This is a genomic window from Tenacibaculum sp. (genome assembly GCF_048269885.1).
Lineage (GTDB): Bacteria > Bacteroidota > Bacteroidia > Flavobacteriales > Flavobacteriaceae > Polaribacter.
Genome location: NZ_JBLWTZ010000005.1, coordinates 82211 through 101401 on the forward strand (window position 1 = coordinate 82211; position 19191 = coordinate 101401).

14 protein-coding genes are annotated in these 19191 nt (G+C 33.4%); 10 read left to right on the plus strand and 4 right to left on the minus strand.

What is annotated here, in order from left to right; all coding sequences use genetic code 11:
• Nucleotides 1-23 precede the first annotated feature (23 nt).
• Both ACN0WY_RS05515 and ACN0WY_RS05520 read right to left on the minus strand, forming a co-directional pair.
• Nucleotides 24-3581, minus strand: a complete 3558-nt coding sequence (locus ACN0WY_RS05515; protein ID WP_417799758.1) for a M1 family aminopeptidase — start codon at nt 3579-3581, stop codon at nt 24-26.
• 3 nt (nt 3582-3584) lie between these two features.
• The gene (locus ACN0WY_RS05520; protein ID WP_330486856.1) at nt 3585-4466 is read right to left on the minus strand and encodes an ABC transporter ATP-binding protein; all 882 of its coding nucleotides are present in this window, start codon (nt 4464-4466) and stop codon (nt 3585-3587) included.
• Nucleotides 4467-4673: 207 nt separating this feature from the next.
• On the opposite strand from ACN0WY_RS05520, the gene ACN0WY_RS05525 reads away from it, so the two are divergent.
• The 5 genes from ACN0WY_RS05525 to ACN0WY_RS05545 all read left to right on the plus strand — a co-directional run bounded on the left by ACN0WY_RS05525 (nt 4674) and on the right by ACN0WY_RS05545 (nt 11910).
• The gene (locus tag ACN0WY_RS05525) at nt 4674-5804 is read left to right on the plus strand and encodes a sensor histidine kinase (RefSeq protein WP_417799759.1); all 1131 of its coding nucleotides are present in this window, start codon (nt 4674-4676) and stop codon (nt 5802-5804) included.
• Complete coding sequence (locus tag ACN0WY_RS05530) at nt 5797-6498, plus strand: LytR/AlgR family response regulator transcription factor (RefSeq protein WP_417799760.1); 702 nt, start codon at nt 5797-5799, stop codon at nt 6496-6498. The genes ACN0WY_RS05525 and ACN0WY_RS05530 overlap by 8 nt, the downstream gene beginning before the upstream one ends.
• Before the next feature lie 66 nt (nt 6499-6564).
• Nucleotides 6565-8337: an AMP-dependent synthetase/ligase gene (locus ACN0WY_RS05535; RefSeq protein ID WP_417799761.1), complete on the plus strand. Its 1773-nt coding sequence runs from the start codon at nt 6565-6567 to the stop codon at nt 8335-8337.
• A gap of 72 nt (nt 8338-8409) precedes the next feature.
• Nucleotides 8410-10182, plus strand: coding sequence for an AMP-dependent synthetase/ligase (locus ACN0WY_RS05540; protein WP_417799762.1), 1773 nt, complete (start codon nt 8410-8412; stop codon nt 10180-10182).
• Nucleotides 10183-10287: 105 nt separating this feature from the next.
• Complete coding sequence (locus ACN0WY_RS05545) at nt 10288-11910, plus strand: RluA family pseudouridine synthase (RefSeq protein ID WP_417799763.1); 1623 nt, start codon at nt 10288-10290, stop codon at nt 11908-11910.
• An 87-nt stretch (nt 11911-11997) separates the two neighbouring features.
• Here ACN0WY_RS05545 and ACN0WY_RS05550 read toward each other — a convergent pair whose 3' ends face one another.
• Both ACN0WY_RS05550 and ACN0WY_RS05555 read right to left on the minus strand, forming a co-directional pair.
• Nucleotides 11998-13293, minus strand: coding sequence for an MFS transporter (locus ACN0WY_RS05550; protein ID WP_417799823.1), 1296 nt, complete (start codon nt 13291-13293; stop codon nt 11998-12000).
• 67 nt (nt 13294-13360) lie between these two features.
• A complete protein-coding gene (locus ACN0WY_RS05555; protein ID WP_330486862.1) occupies nt 13361-14170 on the minus strand; it encodes a M48 family metallopeptidase in 810 nt (269 codons plus the stop codon).
• A gap of 132 nt (nt 14171-14302) precedes the next feature.
• On the opposite strand from ACN0WY_RS05555, the gene ACN0WY_RS05560 reads away from it, so the two are divergent.
• The 5 genes from ACN0WY_RS05560 (at nt 14303) to folD (ending at nt 19183) form a co-directional block, all read left to right on the plus strand.
• On the plus strand, nt 14303-15175 hold the full coding sequence (locus ACN0WY_RS05560) for an alpha/beta hydrolase (RefSeq protein ID WP_417799764.1): 873 nt from the start codon (nt 14303-14305) through the stop codon (nt 15173-15175).
• Nucleotides 15172-15639, plus strand: coding sequence for a peptide-methionine (R)-S-oxide reductase MsrB (msrB, locus tag ACN0WY_RS05565; protein WP_417799765.1), 468 nt, complete (start codon nt 15172-15174; stop codon nt 15637-15639). The genes ACN0WY_RS05560 and msrB overlap by 4 nt, the downstream gene beginning before the upstream one ends.
• A gap of 152 nt (nt 15640-15791) precedes the next feature.
• The gene (locus tag ACN0WY_RS05570; RefSeq protein ID WP_417799766.1) at nt 15792-16346 is read left to right on the plus strand and encodes a DUF1572 family protein; all 555 of its coding nucleotides are present in this window, start codon (nt 15792-15794) and stop codon (nt 16344-16346) included.
• Nucleotides 16347-16517: 171 nt separating this feature from the next.
• On the plus strand, nt 16518-17846 hold the full coding sequence (gene ffh / locus ACN0WY_RS05575; RefSeq protein ID WP_330486866.1) for a signal recognition particle protein: 1329 nt from the start codon (nt 16518-16520) through the stop codon (nt 17844-17846).
• A gap of 452 nt (nt 17847-18298) precedes the next feature.
• Nucleotides 18299-19183 (plus strand): bifunctional methylenetetrahydrofolate dehydrogenase/methenyltetrahydrofolate cyclohydrolase FolD, encoded by an 885-nt coding sequence (gene folD / locus ACN0WY_RS05580; protein ID WP_330486867.1) that lies wholly within the window; start codon nt 18299-18301, stop codon nt 19181-19183.
• The last annotated feature ends 8 nt before the right edge of the window (nt 19184-19191 follow it).

The following is a 19191-nucleotide window of genomic DNA, read 5'->3' on the forward strand; positions in this document are numbered from 1 at the left end:
CAAATATGAGGCATTTTTTATTCTTACAATCTAACTATGTTATCTACTAAATTTTCATCATTTCTTGTTCCGTAAGGATCTATAGCAATATAATTAGGCTTTTTATTTACGATGAATGAAACCTCAGTGAGCCCTTTGTTGATTTGTTTAGACTCATAATGCAACACTGTACTATTGTCTTTTACTTCTGAAGGGTGGGTTGAAAAAATTCCTATTTTGATAGGCTCATTAATCCCAATTTCTTTAATATCTCCGTTTTCCTTTGTTTCAAACCGTTTTGCTTTTATGGTGGCGATAACTTCATAGGTTCCATCAGATAACTTCTTATACGAACTTTTTTCTACAGCTATATCGTAAGAAATTACTTTTTTAAACCAATCATTTACCAGTCGGTGATATCTTTTTGGAGTAATCTTATATATTTCTTCAAGTAACTCTATGGTATGTGCTTTAGGAGTACTATCTAATCGGTGTTTTTCTGTCATGTTTTTTAAAACATGATTTACTTGCTCCTCTCCTAGTAAATCTCTCAATGCCATTAACATTGTGTACGCTTTACCATAAGAAATATAACCTTCTTCTTGTACTTTATAAATGGGAGGTTCAATATTTTCACCAAATGCTCTTCCTAAGAAATACCTTCGTCGTGCATCTTCAGCTAACGCATACAAAGCGCGTTTTCCATACATCTTTTCTAATACCACTCCTTCTGTATATTTCGCAAACCCTTCTACTAATAAAGAACCACCCGCAACTGGTTTGGCTGTTAACGTATGTCCCCACCATTGATGAGCTACTTCATGAATCGTTCTTTTAGCGACTAAATTAAAGGTGTTTTCATCACGTACATCCGACAAATACAAACGATCTTCAGTCATGCTAATAACTCCGGGATGCGCAAATCCACCAAATCCCCAATGTGAAGGTATTTCTGCTATACGGATGTAATTAAAATTGTACGAACCAAAGTTTTCCTGACAATATGTTAACGCTTCTTTTGTACTATTTTCTATTGTGTTGATATTAAAATTATGGCTAGGGTTGTAATACTGCTCAATTGCTATTCCTTCGTGTATTGTTTTTTGAACTTCATATTTGGCAGAAAAATAGGCTATTATAGGAAATATTTTACCTTTTGATTTGTAGTGGTAATAGTTTCTGTTATTCTCAGACCAAGTTCGTAGCAATTCTCCCGAGCTTATAGCCGTTTGATCGTTATTTGTAGATACCACCGTTTCAAATACCACCTTTTCAATTTGAATATCTTCAAGTGCTATGTGAACCTCTGAATTATCTTCGTCTTCTCTTGCTGGTAATCCTCTTTTTTTACGTTCTGTTTTATCCCTAATTTCCAATCCTGAAGCATACCCTATAATAGGCTCAAAACTCCTAGATGTAATGTAAGTTCCATTATAAACAATGCTTTTGTCTTCTTCATACCCTTTTAGTTTTTTTTCTATAACAAAAGTATAAGCTACAGAATCGTTGGGTTGTAGTTTTTCTTCAAATTCAAATACATACGCTCCATGTATGGTATCTTTCGTAAACAAACGCGCTTTTTCAATATGAATTTGTTTTATAGGTATTCGTTCAGTTAATAACAGTTTAGTTACCGCTTCATTACTCTTATTTTTTAAAACATAGTTTGCCTTAACGGTATATTTTCTTTCCTTCGGAAAAATAGCGACTTCTGTTTTTTGAGAAATTGGGTATAACTTTTCTAAGACTTCATACTGTTTATACCTGCGTTCATAACTTTCGCTAAAATTTAAATTATCCTTAGCCGTTTGATAATCTGAAAGAACATTGGTATTGTAAAATACTAAACTTCCAATTCCAATAACCAATAAAGAAAAGCTTAGCAACAATACCTTTTCTATTAAGCTACCACCTTGCTTTAGTTGTTTCATTTTATACGAAAGACCTTTTAGCATACCTCTATTCCAAACTTTAAAAGCTATTAAAACGAATAAGATTCCTATGGCTAGCCAATACAGTCCTAGATGATTAAACTGTGTCACGTTACTGTTATACATAGTCATGTCTCCAAAACTCACTCTGGGCATAAAACCTATGCTTGTTAAGGGGTGTGCTAGTCCTAAAACACTCGCTTTCATACTTGCGATAACCAACAAACCAAAAACTCCCATTCCTACATACTTACTCTTAGCTATACTATTTATAAATACAGCAAGCATTGCGTATATAATTAGTTGCAAACCGTAATAGTAAAAGATAGAGACATACATGCTGATATTTATATTTTTAAAACCAAGACTAATTTGAAAAGCGATACACATCAACACACCTAATCCTATTAATAACACGGGTAACAGCGATAAACTGATAAATTTAGCCATAAAAAACACCCAGTTCTTTGTAGGAGTAGCCCCCATAAGTAAATTAAAATTTACGCTATGTGCTCTCCATACAATCTCTGAACCATAAAAGATGAGCAGTAAGAGTCCGAAAAGAGTTAACGGACTTGTGATAAGTTCTATCAACTGATTTGTTAATGGGTATATACTTACTCCATATTCACGTCCTTCTACAACATTTGCATACAGTTCAGAAAAAACAATGATCAACCACATAGCTACAATTACTAAAAAAGGCAAGCTTTTACACACACTGTTTAACTCTAATCGTACCAACGACAAAAGCGATTTTATTTGTGCTGAAAAATTGTATGCTCCATCTGTCGGTTTGTAAGAAACGAATTGTTTCGTCTCATTTTTTAGTGTTTTCTCTTTCTTTACTTTCTTCGTTATTTTCCTAAAAGAAAAACTCTTGTAAGTAAGTAACAATATCCCTACAGAGAGAACTATCCAAAGTATTCTATTCCATAAAAACAATCCAGAAAAAGAAAGTAGCTGCGTATTCTTTTGATGAGCAGTCCAGTATTGAGTTTGCTCAAAAAAAGCTGCTATTCCAAAAGAATCTGCTATAGCAGCTACCGACATCATTTCTGGTGATGCAGGGACGGATTGTGCTAACAAAGGTGAGTTTAAAAAAATAGAACTCACAAAATACAACATGTATATCCCTACTGCACTTGCATAGGTGGCAATGCTTTTTTTGGTAAATACACTCACAGAAAATATCAAAGCTGTACATATAAAAATATTCGGCAATACTATATAAAACCATGGCTGCATATAGTTAAGCAATCTAAAAGCCCCCAATCTTTCCGTATCCAAACCAGAAAAATAATTTCCTAAAATATACCCAACTACAAAAGGAGAAAATGCCAGAACACTAAAAATAAAGGTTCCTAAAAATCGACTCCAAAAATAATGCTGTTTGGTTATTGAAGTACTATAAACCAATCCTTCCATATGATACTGTTTGTCTCTTATGGCAGCTGTTACCGCAAAAAACATAATAATAAAAACACTTCCTAAAGTAAAAAGTCCTGTATGAAAATAGACTTGATAAAGAGCATTAAAATGGACTCCTGTAGGAGCGTGTTCTTGACTTCCTGTAAAGTATCCTAAACCTAAAAATAAAATTGAAAAAAGGGGAAATGCTCGTTGTTTTAATTGATAGTAGATTTCAAACTGTACTAATTTCTTAAACATAGCTTAGGCGTTTTTATGGTGAAACAATGTAGCGAAGTAATAATCTTCAAGGTTGGGAATAATGTTCTCAAAATCATTGGATAAAGGCGTTTCAGAAAAAACTCTTATTTGTGTTTCACCTGCAACTAGTTTTGTAGAAATAACCTTATACGATGTTTTATAATCTTCAACTTCATCTTTAGTAATAATTTTTGTCCAAATAGCATGTTGAATACTCGCTACCAATTCTTTCGGATTTCCTTGAGAAATAATTTGACCTTCTGATAAGATTGCCATTTTCGTACACAAGTTTCGAACATCTTCTACTATATGCGTAGATAAGATGACAATCACATTCTCCCCTATTTCACTTAGTAAATTTAAAAACCGATTACTTTCTTCTGGATCTAAGCCCGCAGTGGGTTCATCTACGATGATTATCTGAGGATTTGCCAACAAAGCTTGCGCTATTCCGAAACGTTGCCGCATACCTCCTGAAAATGTATGCACCGCTTTTTTTCTATGCTGATATAGGTTTACTTGTTGTAATAATGAAGCGACTTGGTTTTTGCGTTCTGTATTGTTAGTTATCCCTTTTAAAACGGCTAAATGATCTAACAGTCTTTCGGCTGATATTTTAGGATATACACCAAATTCTTGAGGTAAATAGCCTAAGTGTTTTCTTATCTCCTCTGGTTTTTGAATAATATCATGATTGTTAAAGACAAGCTCTCCTGAAGAAGGCTCCTGTAAAGAAGCTATGGTACGCATTAAAGAAGATTTCCCTGCTCCATTGGCTCCTAACAAGCCAAACATACCGTTTGATATTTTTAAGTTGATTCCGTTTAATGCTTTAACACCGTTAGGATATGTTTTGGTAAGGTTTCTAATTGTTAATGTATTCATATGTGGTTAGGTATTTGTTTTCAGCAAATCTCCACTACCTTACCTTTCTGATAAATTAAAAATGATATATCAACTTATTTTTAACACACATAATATTTATTTAAACACTAACTAAAACTCAACTAAAAAAGCTACTTGTTCATCTAAAAAACAATAGTGTTTGTCAATATAATTGTGAAAACAGTTTTACATGAGTAATTTTGAAGTATGATTGATTTTTTAAAGAAATACAAAGCCTTTTTTATTGGACTTCTAATTATAATTCCGTTGTTCATTTTATTAGATTATGTCGATTTTATAAACATCCCAAATGATCAACCTGCTGAAGTTATCGTGATCACTCTTTTTTGGGCGCTAATTGTTGCCTTACCCATACATAATTATCAGTATTTAAAAAGGAAAAAGAAAGCAGTAATGGGTATTCTTTTGCTTTTTCTACTGTTGTTTATTACGGTGTTGATTGATTCTTTTATGAAACTTCCAGACAATCCAATCACCTTCATTTTATTAATAATATTTTGGTGTGGGTTGGCTTATTTTTTAGTACCTAACTTCATTAAAAAATATTGGAAATTCATAGCCCTTCTATATACTCCATTACTCTTATACTTTTTTTATCTCAGATTATTTTCTGGTGATTTAGAAGCTTATTTAAAAGTAAAACAAGAAACTCCTTTCTATATTTTTTTCTTACCTATTCCTATTTTCTTTTTTCTTTGGATTTTTGAACAATGGAAATGGGTACAAGAGTTAAAAAAAGAAAAATCTAAAACTGAATTATCACTCTTAAAAACACAAATAAACCCGCATTTTTTCTTCAACACGTTAAATAACTTGTACGCACTTACAGTCAAAAATTCCCCTCAAGCACCAGAAGTTATTTTAAAACTATCTGACATGATGCGTTATACCATTTACGATGGGGAAAAAGAAACAGTAAAAGTTTCAGAAGAAATAGAATACCTAAACAACTACATCGAACTCCATAAAATACGCTATAAAAAGTCTGTAGAAATTACTTTTAATCACCACATCGATGTCTCTTTAAATATTCCTCCCTTACTGTATATTATTTTACTTGAAAATGCCTTTAAACACGGTATAGAAACACTTGCAGAAAATGCTTTTATACATATCAATTTATACGAAGATGTTCATTTTATTTGCTTTGACATAGAAAACAATTTTGATTCTAGTGAACTCAATAATTCTAAAGGGATTGGATTACAAAACCTAAAACGACGATTATCTTTGCTATACAAGCAACAACACGAACTAAGTATTAGTTCCACAAATAATATCTATAAAACACAATTAAAAATTCCAAAGCATGCTTAACTATATAATTATTGATGATGAGCCTTTGGCTCATGAAATTATAACAGAATTTTGCAGCATGCTCCCGCATGTTCAATTAGTAAAAAACTGCTATAATGCTATGGAGGCTATACAGTTTTTAAATGAACATGCGGTTGATTTTATGTTTTTAGACATCAACATGCCCAAATTAAAAGGATTGGATTTTTTAAAGACGCTATCTAGCCCACCAAAAACCATTATTACCACTGCCTACAAAGAATACGCTCTTGAAGGCTTTGAACTCAATGTTGTAGATTACCTTTTAAAGCCTTTTAGCTTTGACCGTTTGGTAAAAGCGGTCAATAAAGTATCTGATGCTATATCTACCAAAACAATCCACAAGGAAAGTGTACAACCAAGCATAGCCAATACCCGACTTTTTATTAAAGGAGATAAAAAACACCACCAAATTGATTTAAGTGATTTGTTATTCATAGAAGCTTACGGAAACTATACAAAGTTATTTTTAGCAGATGAAATGATTGTGAGCCACGAAAAGATTTCTCATTATGAAACTATCTTAGATAAGAACAATTTTCTAAGAGTACACAAATCGTTTATTGTGGCTATTGATAAAATTAAATTTGTGGAAGGTAATCGCATTATAATTCACGAGCATAAAATACCTATTGGTCAAACCTATAAAAGCACGGTTAGTAAACTATATAGTTAGCACTGTTTTATTTTTTTATTTATCTCATTTATTTTCATAGATTTATGCATATTCAAAATTATTTACATGCATATATCTTCAACAGTTACGCGTCTTTTTGATTTTCCTTATCATCAATTAGAAAACTATCCACAACAACATTGCTTAGTTTCCAAAGAGAATAATGAATGGAAAAGTATTGCTACTCAAAAATACATTGAAGACGCCAATACCATAAGTAAAGCTTTACTAAACCTTGGTGTTAAACCTGGCGATAAAATTGCTGTAATTACTTCTGTAAACCAACCTAAATGGCATTTGCTAGATATTGGAGTAATGCAAATTGGCGCTGTAAATGTACCTTTATATCCTACTTTTTCAGAAAAAGATTATGCCTATATCTTAAACCATTCTGATAGTATGTATTGTTTTGTTTCTGATGATGAACTTTATCAAAAAGTAATCAAAGTTCAAGAACAAACACTACTTAAAAAAGTATTTACTTTTGAAGAATTAGATGTAGATTATGGGTGGAGTTCTTTCCTAAGCCTTGGCAAAGATGAAACCCATCAAACAACAGTGAATGAATTTAAAAAAGCGGTGAAACCATCTGATTTAGCTACTATTATCTATACCTCAGGCACTACAGGTACGCCCAAGGGAGTGATGCTTTCACATAATAACATAGTTAGCAATGTGTTTGCGGTAGGCAAAAGGCTCGATTTACAAGGCAATCAAAAAAGAGTGATAAGCTACTTACCTATTTGTCATATTTTTGAGCGTGCAGCCTCTTATTATTGTCAATATATGGGTTTCGAAATTCATTTTGCGGAAAGTATTGATAAAGTTGGAGAGAATTTACGAGAGATTCGACCTCATTTTATGGCAGTTGTACCACGTTTATTAGAAAAAGTTTTTGATAAAATTGTAGATAAAGGAAGTAGTCTATCTGGTTTAAAAAAACGACTGTTCTTTTGGGCATTACAATTAGGGGAAGAGTACCAACCTTATAAGGCAAACGGCTGGTGGTATGAATTTCAACTTTCTATAGCACGCAAACTTATTTTTTCTAAATGGAAAGAAGCGCTAGGAGGTAACTTAGAGTTTATGTTAGCGGGTAGTGCACCTACGCAAGCCAGACTTGTAAGAATCTTCACTGCGACGGGAATTCCTGTTTTTGAAGGCTATGGGCTTACCGAAACCTCTCCTGCAATTTCTGTTACCGATATGCGAAACAACGGTTTTAAAATAGGAACGGTTGGTAAAGTGATTGAAAACACAACAGTAAAAATAGCTGAGGATGGGGAAATCTTAGTCAAAGGACCTAATGTAATGATGGGCTATTATAAAGATTCAGAAAAAACTAACGAATCAATTATAAATAACTATTTCCATACAGGAGATATTGGAGAACTAGACAATGACGGCTTTTTACAAATTACAGATAGAAAAAAAGAAATTTTCAAAACCTCTGGAGGTAAATATATTGCTCCAGCTGTATTAGAAAGTGAGTTGAAAAAATCACGCTTTATTGAACAAGTTATGGTGATTGGTGAAGGCGAAAAAATGCCCGCTGCATTAATTCAAGTTGCTTTTGAGTTTGTTCGAGAATGGTCGAAAAGGCACAATCATATAATTGCGGATATTACTACAGATGAGAAACTACTCAAACGAATTCAAAAAGAGATTGATCTTTGCAATGAAAAATTTGGGAAGTGGGAACAAATAAAACGCTTTGAAATAACTCCCGATGAATGGACGACCAATTCGGGGCATTTAACTCCGACATTGAAAATGAGACGAAAAATAATCTTAGAAAAATACAACAGTTTGCATCAAAAAATATATAATCCTCAATAAATCAACCAGTAAACTACAACTTGTGCAATCGGGGTATTTTTCATACTTTGCAAAGCCCAAAAATTTGAACATATGTCGATTGAAATTACGCGTCTTTTTGACTTTCCTTATTATCAACAAGAAAATTATAAATTAGATAAAGCATTTACCACAAAAAAAGATGGAAAATGGCAATCTATTTCAACAAGTGAATACATTAAACAAGCCAATTCCATAAGTAGAGGTTTGTTACGATTAGGTGTACAACCTAACGATAAAATCGCTGTAATTTCAACTAATAATAGAACCGAATGGAATGTTTGTGATATTGGAATATTACAAACAGGAGCGCAAAACGTTCCTATCTATCCAACTATTTCTAAAGAAGACTACGAATATATTTTAAACCATTCTGAAGCTACTTATTGTTTTGTTTCTGATGATACTATTCTAGAAAAACTAAATCAAATAAAAGCAAATACTAAGCTGAAAGAAGTTTTTACTTTTGATGATATCCAAGGAGAAAAAAGCTGGCAAGAAGTTTTAGATTTAGGAAAAGATGAAAGCAATCAGAATGAAGTTGAAGAGCGTAAAAATGCTATTCAAACTGATGATTTAGCTACCTTAATTTATACTTCTGGAACAACAGGACGTCCAAAAGGAGTTATGTTAAGCCACAAAAATGTAGTTTCAAATGTACTGAGCAGTGAAAAACGTGTTCCGTTAGAATACGGTCAAGGGAGAGCTTTAAGTTTCTTACCTGTTTGCCACATCTTTGAACGTATGATTTTATATTTATATCAATACTGTGGTATTTCTATCTATTTTGCTGAAGCTATTGATAAGTTGAGTGAAAATGCTCAAGAAATAAAGCCACATGTAATGACTGCGGTGCCAAGGCTGTATGAAAAGATTTACGATAAGATTTATGCCAAGGGAGCTGACTTAACAGGTATTAAAAAGAAATTATTCTTTTGGGCGATAGAATTAGGTTTACAATACGAACCTTATGGAGCGAACGGATGGTGGTATGAAAAGAAACTAAGCATTGCTAAAAAACTTATTTTCTCTAAATGGCAAGCTGCCTTAGGTGGAGAATTAAAAATAATGGTTTCTGGTTCTGCTGCATTGCAACCACGTTTAACTAGAGTATTTACAGCTGCTGGAATGCCTGTAATGGAAGGTTATGGTCTTACTGAAACTTCTCCTGTAATTGCTGTAAACGATATGCGTGATGGAGGTTTTAGATTAGGAACTGTAGGTAGATTGATTGAGGGTGTTGAGGTTAAAATAGCCGATAATGGAGAGATTTTAGTAAAAGGGCCAAACATAATGCAAGGATATTACAAAGATCCTGAAAAAACTGCTGAGGCATTACAAAATGGATATTTCCACACAGGAGATAAGGGTGAGTTAAGTGAAGATGGATTCCTAAAAATAACCGGACGTACCAAAGAAATGTTTAAAACGTCTGGAGGTAAATATATTATTCCACCATTATTAGAAGGTCAATTAAAACAATCTCGCTTTATTGAGCAAGTAATAGTTATTGGTGAAGGTGAAAAAATGGCTGCTGCATTTATTCAACCAAACTTTGAGTTTGTACGTGAATGGGCACAAAGACATAACGTTACCGTAGGAGATAACAAAGACTTGGTAAGCAACCCTAAAGTAATAGAACGTATTCAAGAAGAAGTAGACTATGCCAATACTAAGTTTGGTAAATGGGAAACTATTAAAAAGTTTGAATTAACTGAAGAAGAATGGTCTATTGATGGAGGACAGCTTACCCCTACCATGAAAATGAAACGAAATATTATCAAAGAAATGTATAAAGACTTATACGATAAAATTTATAGAAACTAATCGTTTAAAGTGTTGTGAAAGCAACACTTTTTCTTTTTAATCACAGGATAGCTAAAGCTTAATTTCCTTTGAACACCTCGTAAACTAGTCCATAGGCAATTGATTATGACTAAAATTATTACTTTTTCTTCGGATGTTTCTATTATTGAATTACCTGAAAAATTCGATTATCCTTATAATTATACACCTCATACTCTAGCCCAAATAGCTACTGAGGAATTACAAGAATATTTAACAAATCAAACTGATTTTTCGCACAATTTTGGAATTAAAAACCCTGAAGATACCAACTCGCTTGGAAAAATGTTTGGTGTTTTAGTCGTGCAAGATCAAAATGGAACCTTAGGCTATTTAGCTGCATTCTCTGGTAAACTTGCTGAGAGTACACAACACAAACATTTTGTTCCGCCTGTTTTTGATGTTTTAAATACAAATGAGTTCTACCTTACAACAGAAGAACGACTTAATGAATTAACCCATAAAATAAAGAGTCTAGAAAGCTCCTCTAATTTTATTGAAACAAAAAAAGCATATCGAAAAACGCAACAACTGCACGAAAAGCTTTTAGCCGAAGAGCAGTTTAAAATTAAACAACGGAGAAAGCTTAGAAAAAAACTAGAGCAACAAAACAATCAGTTAAACATTAATGAGGAGTTTTATTTACGTGAATACGAAGTGTATTTAAACGATAACATAGTTCCTTTACAAAAAGCGTATCAAACAACACAACAGCAAATTGAGCAGTTGAAACAACAGCGCGCAAATCTTTCAGCTTGGGCACAACAAGAAATATTTAAAAAATATGCATTTCTTAACGATCGAGGAAAGACTAAAAACTTATTAGATATTTTTACAGACTCCACCCAAAACATTCCTGCTGGTGCAGGTGATTGTTGCGCTCCTAAATTACTTCAATATGCATACAAACATCAATTAAAACCTATTTGTATGGGGGAATTTTGGTGGGGTAAACCGTTGAAAACATCCATAAGAAAACATCAAAACTATTATCCTGCATGTACTGGTAAATGCAAGCCTATTTTAACGCACATGTTACAAGGAATAATTGTAGAAGAGAATCCGTTAGTTGCTCAATTAAAGGGGCAAAAAGAAATTACAATTATTTATGAAGATTCAGATGTATTGGTCATCAACAAACCACATGAACTCTTATCGGTAGCTGGCAAAGAAATAAAAGACGCTGTGTTTAGTCGCATTCAAAAATTATATCCAAATGCAACTGGTCCGTTAGTAGTACATCGATTAGACATGTCTACCTCTGGAATTCTCTTAATTGCCAAAAATGAAGAAACTTATAAAGCTTTACAGGCACAGTTTATTCACAAAACTATACAAAAACGCTATGTAGCTTTATTAGACGGTGTTTTAAAAGAAGATGAAGGAAAAATTGAGCTACCCCTTAGAGTAGATTTAAACGACCGCCCTAAACAGCTTGTGTGTTACCAACACGGAAAAAAAGCATTGACTACTTGGGAAAAAGTTGAAGTTCTAAACAACAAAACAAAAGTATACTTTTATCCTATAACTGGACGCACGCATCAATTACGTGTGCATGCTGCACATAATTTGGGACTAAACACTCCTATTGTAGGTGATGATTTGTACGGAAAAAAAGCAGATAGGTTGTATTTACATGCTGAAAAAATCACATTTATACACCCTATTTCAAAAAAACAAGTAAGTTTTATTGCTCCTGCACCTTTTTAATCGCAGGGCGATAGATAGCCAAAAAATTCCTTAAACTTATTTTAAAATAGTTTTAAGTATTATTTGTGTAGCTAATATTGCACAATTTTATACTACGTATTTTGTCTTTTTAAGTGTACTTAAAATGATAAACGAGGCTAAAAAGAAAATTGCTAAACACAATACACTCCATTGCATAGAACCTGTAATCCAATTTAATGTTCCATATACAGCAGTTCCTAAAACAATGGCTATTTTTTCAGTAACATCATAAAAACTAAAATAGGTAGCATGATCTTCTGTTTCTGGCAATAATTTAGAATAGGTAGAACGTGTTAAGGTTTGAATTGCTCCTTGCACCAACCCCAGTAAACCACCTAGTCCATAAAAATAAACTGCTACATGTTCTTGAGATTTATCTAACATAAAAGCACAGAAACAAACTAACATCCACACCACGATAGTTACTTTTAAAGCAGTAATATTACCCCATTTTTCTGAAAACCTTGAAAATAAAATCGCTCCTAAAATTGCGACTATTTGTACTAATAAAATGGTAATAATTAAACTCGTAGAAGACAAGCCTAATTCTGAAGAACCAAAAATAGCAGCCATTAAAATAATAGTTTGTACACTAATGCTTAACAAAAAGAAAGAAATTAAAAAGCGTTTTAAGGTTGGGTAGTTTAATACCTCCTTTATCACAATTTGTAATTCTTTGTACCCTTTCCATATATAATCTTTTTCAGGCTTTTTGTTATACACGTTTCCTGGCAATCGTTTAAAAGTTACTTGGGCAAACCCAAGCCACCATAAACCTACCATTACGAAAGAAATTCTAGATGCCATTCCTGCACTAATTCTTAGAGTTTCTGGGAACATAATCATCGCCAAATTGATGAGTAATAAAATTACAGAACCTACATAACCATATACAAAACCTTTGGCACTGGCTCTATCTTGTTGTTCAGGATGGGCTACTTCGGGTAAATAAGCATTATAAAACACCAAACTTGCCCAAAAGCCAATACTTGCTAAAACAGTAAATAAAATACCTATCCATACAGTATCAATTTCATCAAAAAAGTACAAACTCATTACCGATAGTGCTCCTAGGGTACAGAAAAACTTCATAAATTTTTTCTTACTTCCCGTATAATCTGCAATACCCGACAATATTGGAGAGATAAACGCCACTACTAAAAACGAAAAAGACAACGCATAGCTATACAAACTATCAGGATGCTCCCAGTTCATTCCTAAAAAGCGTACAATTTTACCTTCCGTTACCCCGCTGTAATACAACGGAAAAACGGCTGTACTAATTACCAATGAATATACTGAGTTGGCCCAATCGTAAAATGCCCATCCGTTAATTAACTTCTTATCTCCTATTTTATACATACAAATTCTAATAAAAAAACCGTTCATGTAACATGAACGGTTTGCAATATACTATAATTTATCAATCTTATTTACTCGCAGGCACATTGTATTTTGCTGCTAATTTTTTAGCCTCTGGTAAAAAATTTCTTAAGGTCTGAATACGAGTTTGATTAGATGGGTGCGTACTCATAAACTCTGGTGGAGCTCCGCCTCCTGAGCGCTCACTCATTCGTACCCATACTTCAGCAGCCTCTTCTCCTTTGTATCCTGCCATAATCATAAAAACTAAGCCTAACTTATCTGCTTCGGTTTCATGTTCTCTACTAAATGGCAACATTACTCCTACTTGGGTTCCTAAACCATACGCCATATTCCACATTTCAGCATTTTTACTATTCTGAGTACTTAAAGCCAAAGCAACTCCTCCTAATTGTTGTAATTGTCCTGTAGACATACGTTCTTGTCCGTGTTTCGCAAATGCGTGAGCTACCTCATGCCCCATCACAGCAGCAACTCCATCTTCATTAGCACAAATAGGCATAATCCCTGTATAAAACACCACTTTTCCACCGGGCAAACACCAAGCGTTGACTGTTTTATCTTCTACTAAATTAAATTCCCACTCATAAGAATTTGCTTCTGTAGTCATTCCATTTGCACGCATAAAACGATCTACTGCTGCTGAAATATTTTTCCCTACACGTCTTATTTGATTTGTTTGTTTTGTATTAGTAGACAATTTATTCTCTTCTAAAAACCCTTTGTATTGTGCAAAACTTGCTGGTAAAATTTGAGCATCGTTTACAAAATTCAATCTTTTTCTTCCCGTAATTGGTACCGTACTACACGCTACTAAAAAAGCAGCTAAAAATGTTAGGGCTATAATTTTTTTCATTGTTTAATAGTTTAAAATTCTATGTTCTTGGTTGTATCTCTTATGACACGAAATTAACTTATTTGTCACAAACTTGATAATATATTATGTCTTTAAAGCTACAAATTCTATCTTTATCTTAAAAACTAATTCATGAATTTTACGCATTCAAAAACAGCCATACCAAGTATTAAAATTCCTAAACCTCTTATCTTTTCAGCTAAAATTTTACAGTTCATATCTACCAATAAAGCTGCTAAATTTGGGGCTAGGCTTTTTACAACTCCTGTTAATTTTCCTATTCCTAAGAGAGAAAAAGTAATGTTAGAGAGTGCACAAAAAAAAACAATAAATGTGCCATCCATCTCAAGAGATATTCAAGTACTATCGTACGGCTACTCTACTAAAAAAGTATTATGGGTACATGGTTGGGCAGGAAGAAGTACTCAATTATATATGATTGCTGACAAACTATTGGAAAAAGGCTACATGGTTATTTCTTTTGACGGACCTGCACATGGTAAGTCTACAGGAAAAACTACCGAAATGCCAGAATTCTTAGAAACTATTACTGAAATTAACAAACAATTTGGTCCTTTTGATGCTGCTATAGGACACTCGTTTGGTGGTGTATGCTTGTATAACGCCCTTTCAGAAAACTTTGCTGTAAACAAACTAGTTACTGTTGGCGCTGCTGATAAAATATCGGATGTCATGTTAAACTTTACTAAGAACTTACAAGTAAAACCTGTTATAGCTCATAAAATGAAATACTTGTTTGACAAAAAATGGCACCGAGATATTGATACACACTCTTCGAGCGTAAAGGCTAAAAATGTAAAAATACCTACGCTAGTAGTTCATGATTCATTTGATGGCGATGTTGATGTAAGTTGTGCAATAGCAATACGTCAAAACTTACAGAATGGAAAACTTTTAATTACAGAAGGTTTAGGACACACCCGAATTCTTCGCAACCCGAAAGTAGCTTCCAAAATTGTTGATTTTATAAGTAAAGAACCATGAGAAAATTAGTTGTTTTATTCCTTTTAGCAATAACAGTTAGTACTACTTTAAATGCTCAAAACAAGAAAAAGTACGCAGTAAACAAAACCAACAGTGAGTGGAAAAAGTTATTAACACCCAAACAGTATTATGTACTTAGAGAAGCTGGTACAGAACGCCCCAACTCAAGTCCTTTAAACTTTAACAAAAAAGAAGGTACCTATGTATGTGCAGCCTGTAAAACCCCACTATATAAATCTGAAAACAAATACGATTCAGGTAGTGGATGGCCTTCTTTTGATAGCGCTATTAAAGGAAATGTAGAACTAGATACAGATTATAAACTAGGCTATGCTAGAACAGAGTTAAAATGTAACACTTGTGGCGGACATTTAGGACACTCTTTTAACGATGGGCCTAAAAAAACTACTGGTAAACGCCACTGTATTAATGGCGTTGCTTTAGAATTTATTCCTAAAAAATAAAATTGTAAATTAAGGCTGATTTTAACCAGTCTTTTTTTATTGGCGCCGCCAAAGGGTATAAATACCCCAAGACTTGCCTCGAAAATCAAGAACTTTTTTCCAATAAATGCATCGTGAGCTTGTCACGAGGTAGTTTACTAAAAAATTATGCCATGCAAAACTCCTATCTAGAAAGTATCAAAAAACAAATAACCTACTATAAAAGTTTAGGCGATAAAACTTTTAATCAACTTACTCAAGAAGAACTATTTTACCAATATAACCAAGAAAGCAACTCTATTGCTGTGATAGCAAAGCATATTGCGGGTAATATGTTATCTCGTTGGACCAACTTTTTTACTGAAGACGGAGAAAAATTGTGGAGAAATAGAGATGACGAGTTTGTAAATACCTTTTCAACCAAAGAAGAAATGATAGCCTATTGGGAAAAAGGATGGAATTGTTTTTTAAACACTATTCACTCTTTAAAAGAAACTGATTTGGAAAAAATCATCTACATAAGAAATCAAGGACATACGGTAACCGAAGCAATTAACCGTCAAATTTGTCATTATCCATACCACATCGGACAAATTGTATTTTTAGGCAAAATGCTACAAAACGAAAAATGGGTATCGCTATCCATTCCTAAAAATGCTTCTAAAAACTTCAATCAAGAAAAATTCAGTCAAGAAAAAAGTCGCAAACATTTTACGGATGATTTATAGCATTTACTCGTATTGTTACCAATATAAAAACTAAAAAAAGTGACTACGAGTCTTACTAATTATTAAAAATTGGACACTTTTATACAATAATGCAGAAAAAATCTACTAACAAATTGCTAAAAACTAACAACTAATAACTAAATTTGTGCCTCTAAAAAATGAAGCCGATACATGTTTAATAATTTAAGCGAAAAGTTAGATAAGGCGTTACATACGCTGAAAGGACACGGAAAAATTACTGAAGTTAACGTTGCGGAAACTTTAAAAGAAGTTCGTAGAGCTTTACTAGATGCCGATGTTAACTTTAAAATAGCAAAGAATTTTACCAAAACAGTAAAAGAAAAAGCCTTAGGTCAAGACGTATTAACTACGTTAAATCCTGGGCAATTAATGGTAAAATTGGTTAAGGATGAATTAACCGAGTTAATGGGTGGTGATACCGTTGGTGTTAACTTAGGAGGTTCACCTACTGTAATTTTAATGTCTGGTTTACAAGGTTCGGGTAAAACAACCTTTTCTGGTAAACTAGCTAACTATCTTAAAACTAAGAAATCTAAACAAGTTTTATTAGTAGGATGTGATGTATATCGTCCTGCCGCAATTAACCAGTTACGTGTTGTTGGAGAACAAATTGGTGTAGAAGTATATGCTGAAGAAGGAAATCAAAATCCTGTAGAAATTTCTCAAAATGCGATTAAGCATGCAAAAGCAAACGGTAAAAACGTGGTAATTATTGATACCGCGGGTCGTTTAGCTGTTGATGAAGAAATGATGACGGAAATTTCTAACATCCACAAAGCTGTAAAACCACAAGAAACCTTATTTGTGGTAGACTCTATGACAGGGCAAGATGCGGTAAATACAGCCAAAGCCTTTAACGATGTATTAAATTTTGACGGAGTTGTTTTAACTAAGTTAGATGGGGATACTCGTGGTGGAGCTGCTTTATCTATTAAATCGGTAGTAGACAAGCCTATTAAATTTATAGGTACGGGTGAAAAAATGGATGCAATTGATGTATTCCACCCTAGTCGTATGGCTGATCGTATTTTAGGAATGGGAGACGTTGTTTCGTTAGTAGAGCGTGCCCAAGAACAATACGATGAAGAAGAGGCTAGAAAATTACAAAAGAAGATTGCTAAAAATCAGTTTGGTTTTGATGATTTCTTAAATCAAATCAATCAAATCAAAAAGATGGGTAGCATGAAAGATTTAGTGGGTATGATTCCTGGTGCTGGTAAAGCCTTAAAAGATGTTGATATTGACGACGATGCTTTTAAAGGAATTGAAGCGATTATACACTCTATGACTCCTGAAGAAAGAAGTACGCCTTCTGTTATTAATGCGAGTCGTAAAAAACGAATTGCAAAAGGATCTGGTACTTCGGTACAGGAAGTTAACCAATTGATGAAGCAATTCGACCAAATGAGCAAAATGATGAAGATGATGCAAGGTGGTGGCGGAAGAAAAATGATGCAAATGATGAAAGGCATGAGATAATATAAAAAAGATAGGCTTCTGCCTGTCTTTTTTTATTTAGTTTACAGTGCCAAAGTAAACAGTATTCAGTAAGTTGTATTTATGGGAGTTAAAACTATTGAGTTCTTTCTATATCATGTCGAGTGATTTTTCTGACTAAAAGGAAGATAAATTGTATTGAGACATTTAAAACGGGTTCTCGATACATCTCCCTCCAGTCGATACTCGAACTGACATATAGTATTTGAACTTAATTTATGATTAAAAAATAATACTTCTACTGAAGTAACTTTTAAAATATTACTATTGAATACAAAAGCAAAAAAGTTGGGAAATAAATCTATTATATGATTAACAATCCTGATAAATTTGGAATATAACAACACAACAATTACAACACAACAACTGTATACTGAAGACTGTGTACTGAAAACTCTTTACCAGAAACTGTATACTGAAAACTTAACAAGACTATGATTTTACTAGATGGTAAAAAGACATCAGCAGACATTAAAGAAGAAATTGCTTTAGAAGTAGCAGCATTAAAAGCAAACGATAAAAAAACACCCCATTTAGCAGCGGTTATCGTAGGTAATGACGGAGCAAGTTTAACCTATGTAAATGCAAAAGTAAAAGCTTGCGAACGTGTAGGTTTTGAATCTACTTTACTTCGTCTTCCTGAAGAAACTACTGAAGAAGAACTATTAAACGAAATTGCTATTTTAAATATAGATAACGATATTGATGGTTTTATAGTACAACTTCCCCTACCCGATCATATTGACGAACAAAAGGTATTAATGGCTGTAAATCCTGATAAAGACGTGGACGGTTTCCACCCTATGAATGTAGGAAAAATGGCCTTAAACTTACCTACGTATATTTCTGCCACTCCTTTCGGAATTTTAGAATTGTTAGACCGTTACAATATTGAAACCTCGGGTAAAAATGTCGTAGTTATTGGTCGCAGTCATATTGTAGGAAGTCCAATGAGTATTTTACTATCTCAAAAAAGAAAAGTAGGAAACGCTACAGTTACCCTTGCACACAGTAGAACCAAAAACTTAACAGAGGTAACTAAAAAAGCCGATATTATTGTGGCTGCCATTGGTATTCCTGAATTTTTAAAAAGTGATATGGTAAAAGACGGTGTAGTAATTATTGATGTAGGAATTACTCGTGTTGCCGACCCTTCTAAGAAAAGAGGTTTTAGATTGGTAGGTGATGTTGCTTTTAACGAAGTAGCAGAAAAAGCATCGCACATTACACCTGTACCGGGTGGTGTGGGCCCTATGACGATTGCTATGCTGTTAAAAAACACCTTACTAGCTTGCGAACGTAGACAAGAAGAGTGCTAACAAAATAC

Bases quoted from the DNA above. Each gene is read 5' to 3' on its own strand.
- ACN0WY_RS05515 (WP_417799758.1), bottom strand. From the start codon at position 3,581: ATGTTTAAGAAATTAGTACAGTTTGAAATCTACTATCAATTAAAACAA.
- ACN0WY_RS05520 (WP_330486856.1), bottom strand. From the start codon at position 4,466: ATGAATACATTAACAATTAGAAACCTTACCAAAACATATCCTAACGGT.
- ACN0WY_RS05525 (WP_417799759.1), top strand. From the start codon at position 4,674: ATGATTGATTTTTTAAAGAAATACAAAGCCTTTTTTATTGGACTTCTA.
- ACN0WY_RS05530 (WP_417799760.1), top strand. From the start codon at position 5,797: ATGCTTAACTATATAATTATTGATGATGAGCCTTTGGCTCATGAAATT.
- ACN0WY_RS05535 (WP_417799761.1), top strand. From the start codon at position 6,565: ATGCATATATCTTCAACAGTTACGCGTCTTTTTGATTTTCCTTATCAT.
- ACN0WY_RS05540 (WP_417799762.1), top strand. From the start codon at position 8,410: ATGTCGATTGAAATTACGCGTCTTTTTGACTTTCCTTATTATCAACAA.
- ACN0WY_RS05545 (WP_417799763.1), top strand. From the start codon at position 10,288: ATGACTAAAATTATTACTTTTTCTTCGGATGTTTCTATTATTGAATTA.
- ACN0WY_RS05550 (WP_417799823.1), bottom strand. From the start codon at position 13,293: ATGTATAAAATAGGAGATAAGAAGTTAATTAACGGATGGGCATTTTAC.
- ACN0WY_RS05555 (WP_330486862.1), bottom strand. From the start codon at position 14,170: ATGAAAAAAATTATAGCCCTAACATTTTTAGCTGCTTTTTTAGTAGCG.
- ACN0WY_RS05560 (WP_417799764.1), top strand. From the start codon at position 14,303: ATGAATTTTACGCATTCAAAAACAGCCATACCAAGTATTAAAATTCCT.
- msrB (WP_417799765.1), top strand. From the start codon at position 15,172: ATGAGAAAATTAGTTGTTTTATTCCTTTTAGCAATAACAGTTAGTACT.
- ACN0WY_RS05570 (WP_417799766.1), top strand. From the start codon at position 15,792: ATGCAAAACTCCTATCTAGAAAGTATCAAAAAACAAATAACCTACTAT.
- ffh (WP_330486866.1), top strand. From the start codon at position 16,518: ATGTTTAATAATTTAAGCGAAAAGTTAGATAAGGCGTTACATACGCTG.
- folD (WP_330486867.1), top strand. From the start codon at position 18,299: ATGATTTTACTAGATGGTAAAAAGACATCAGCAGACATTAAAGAAGAA.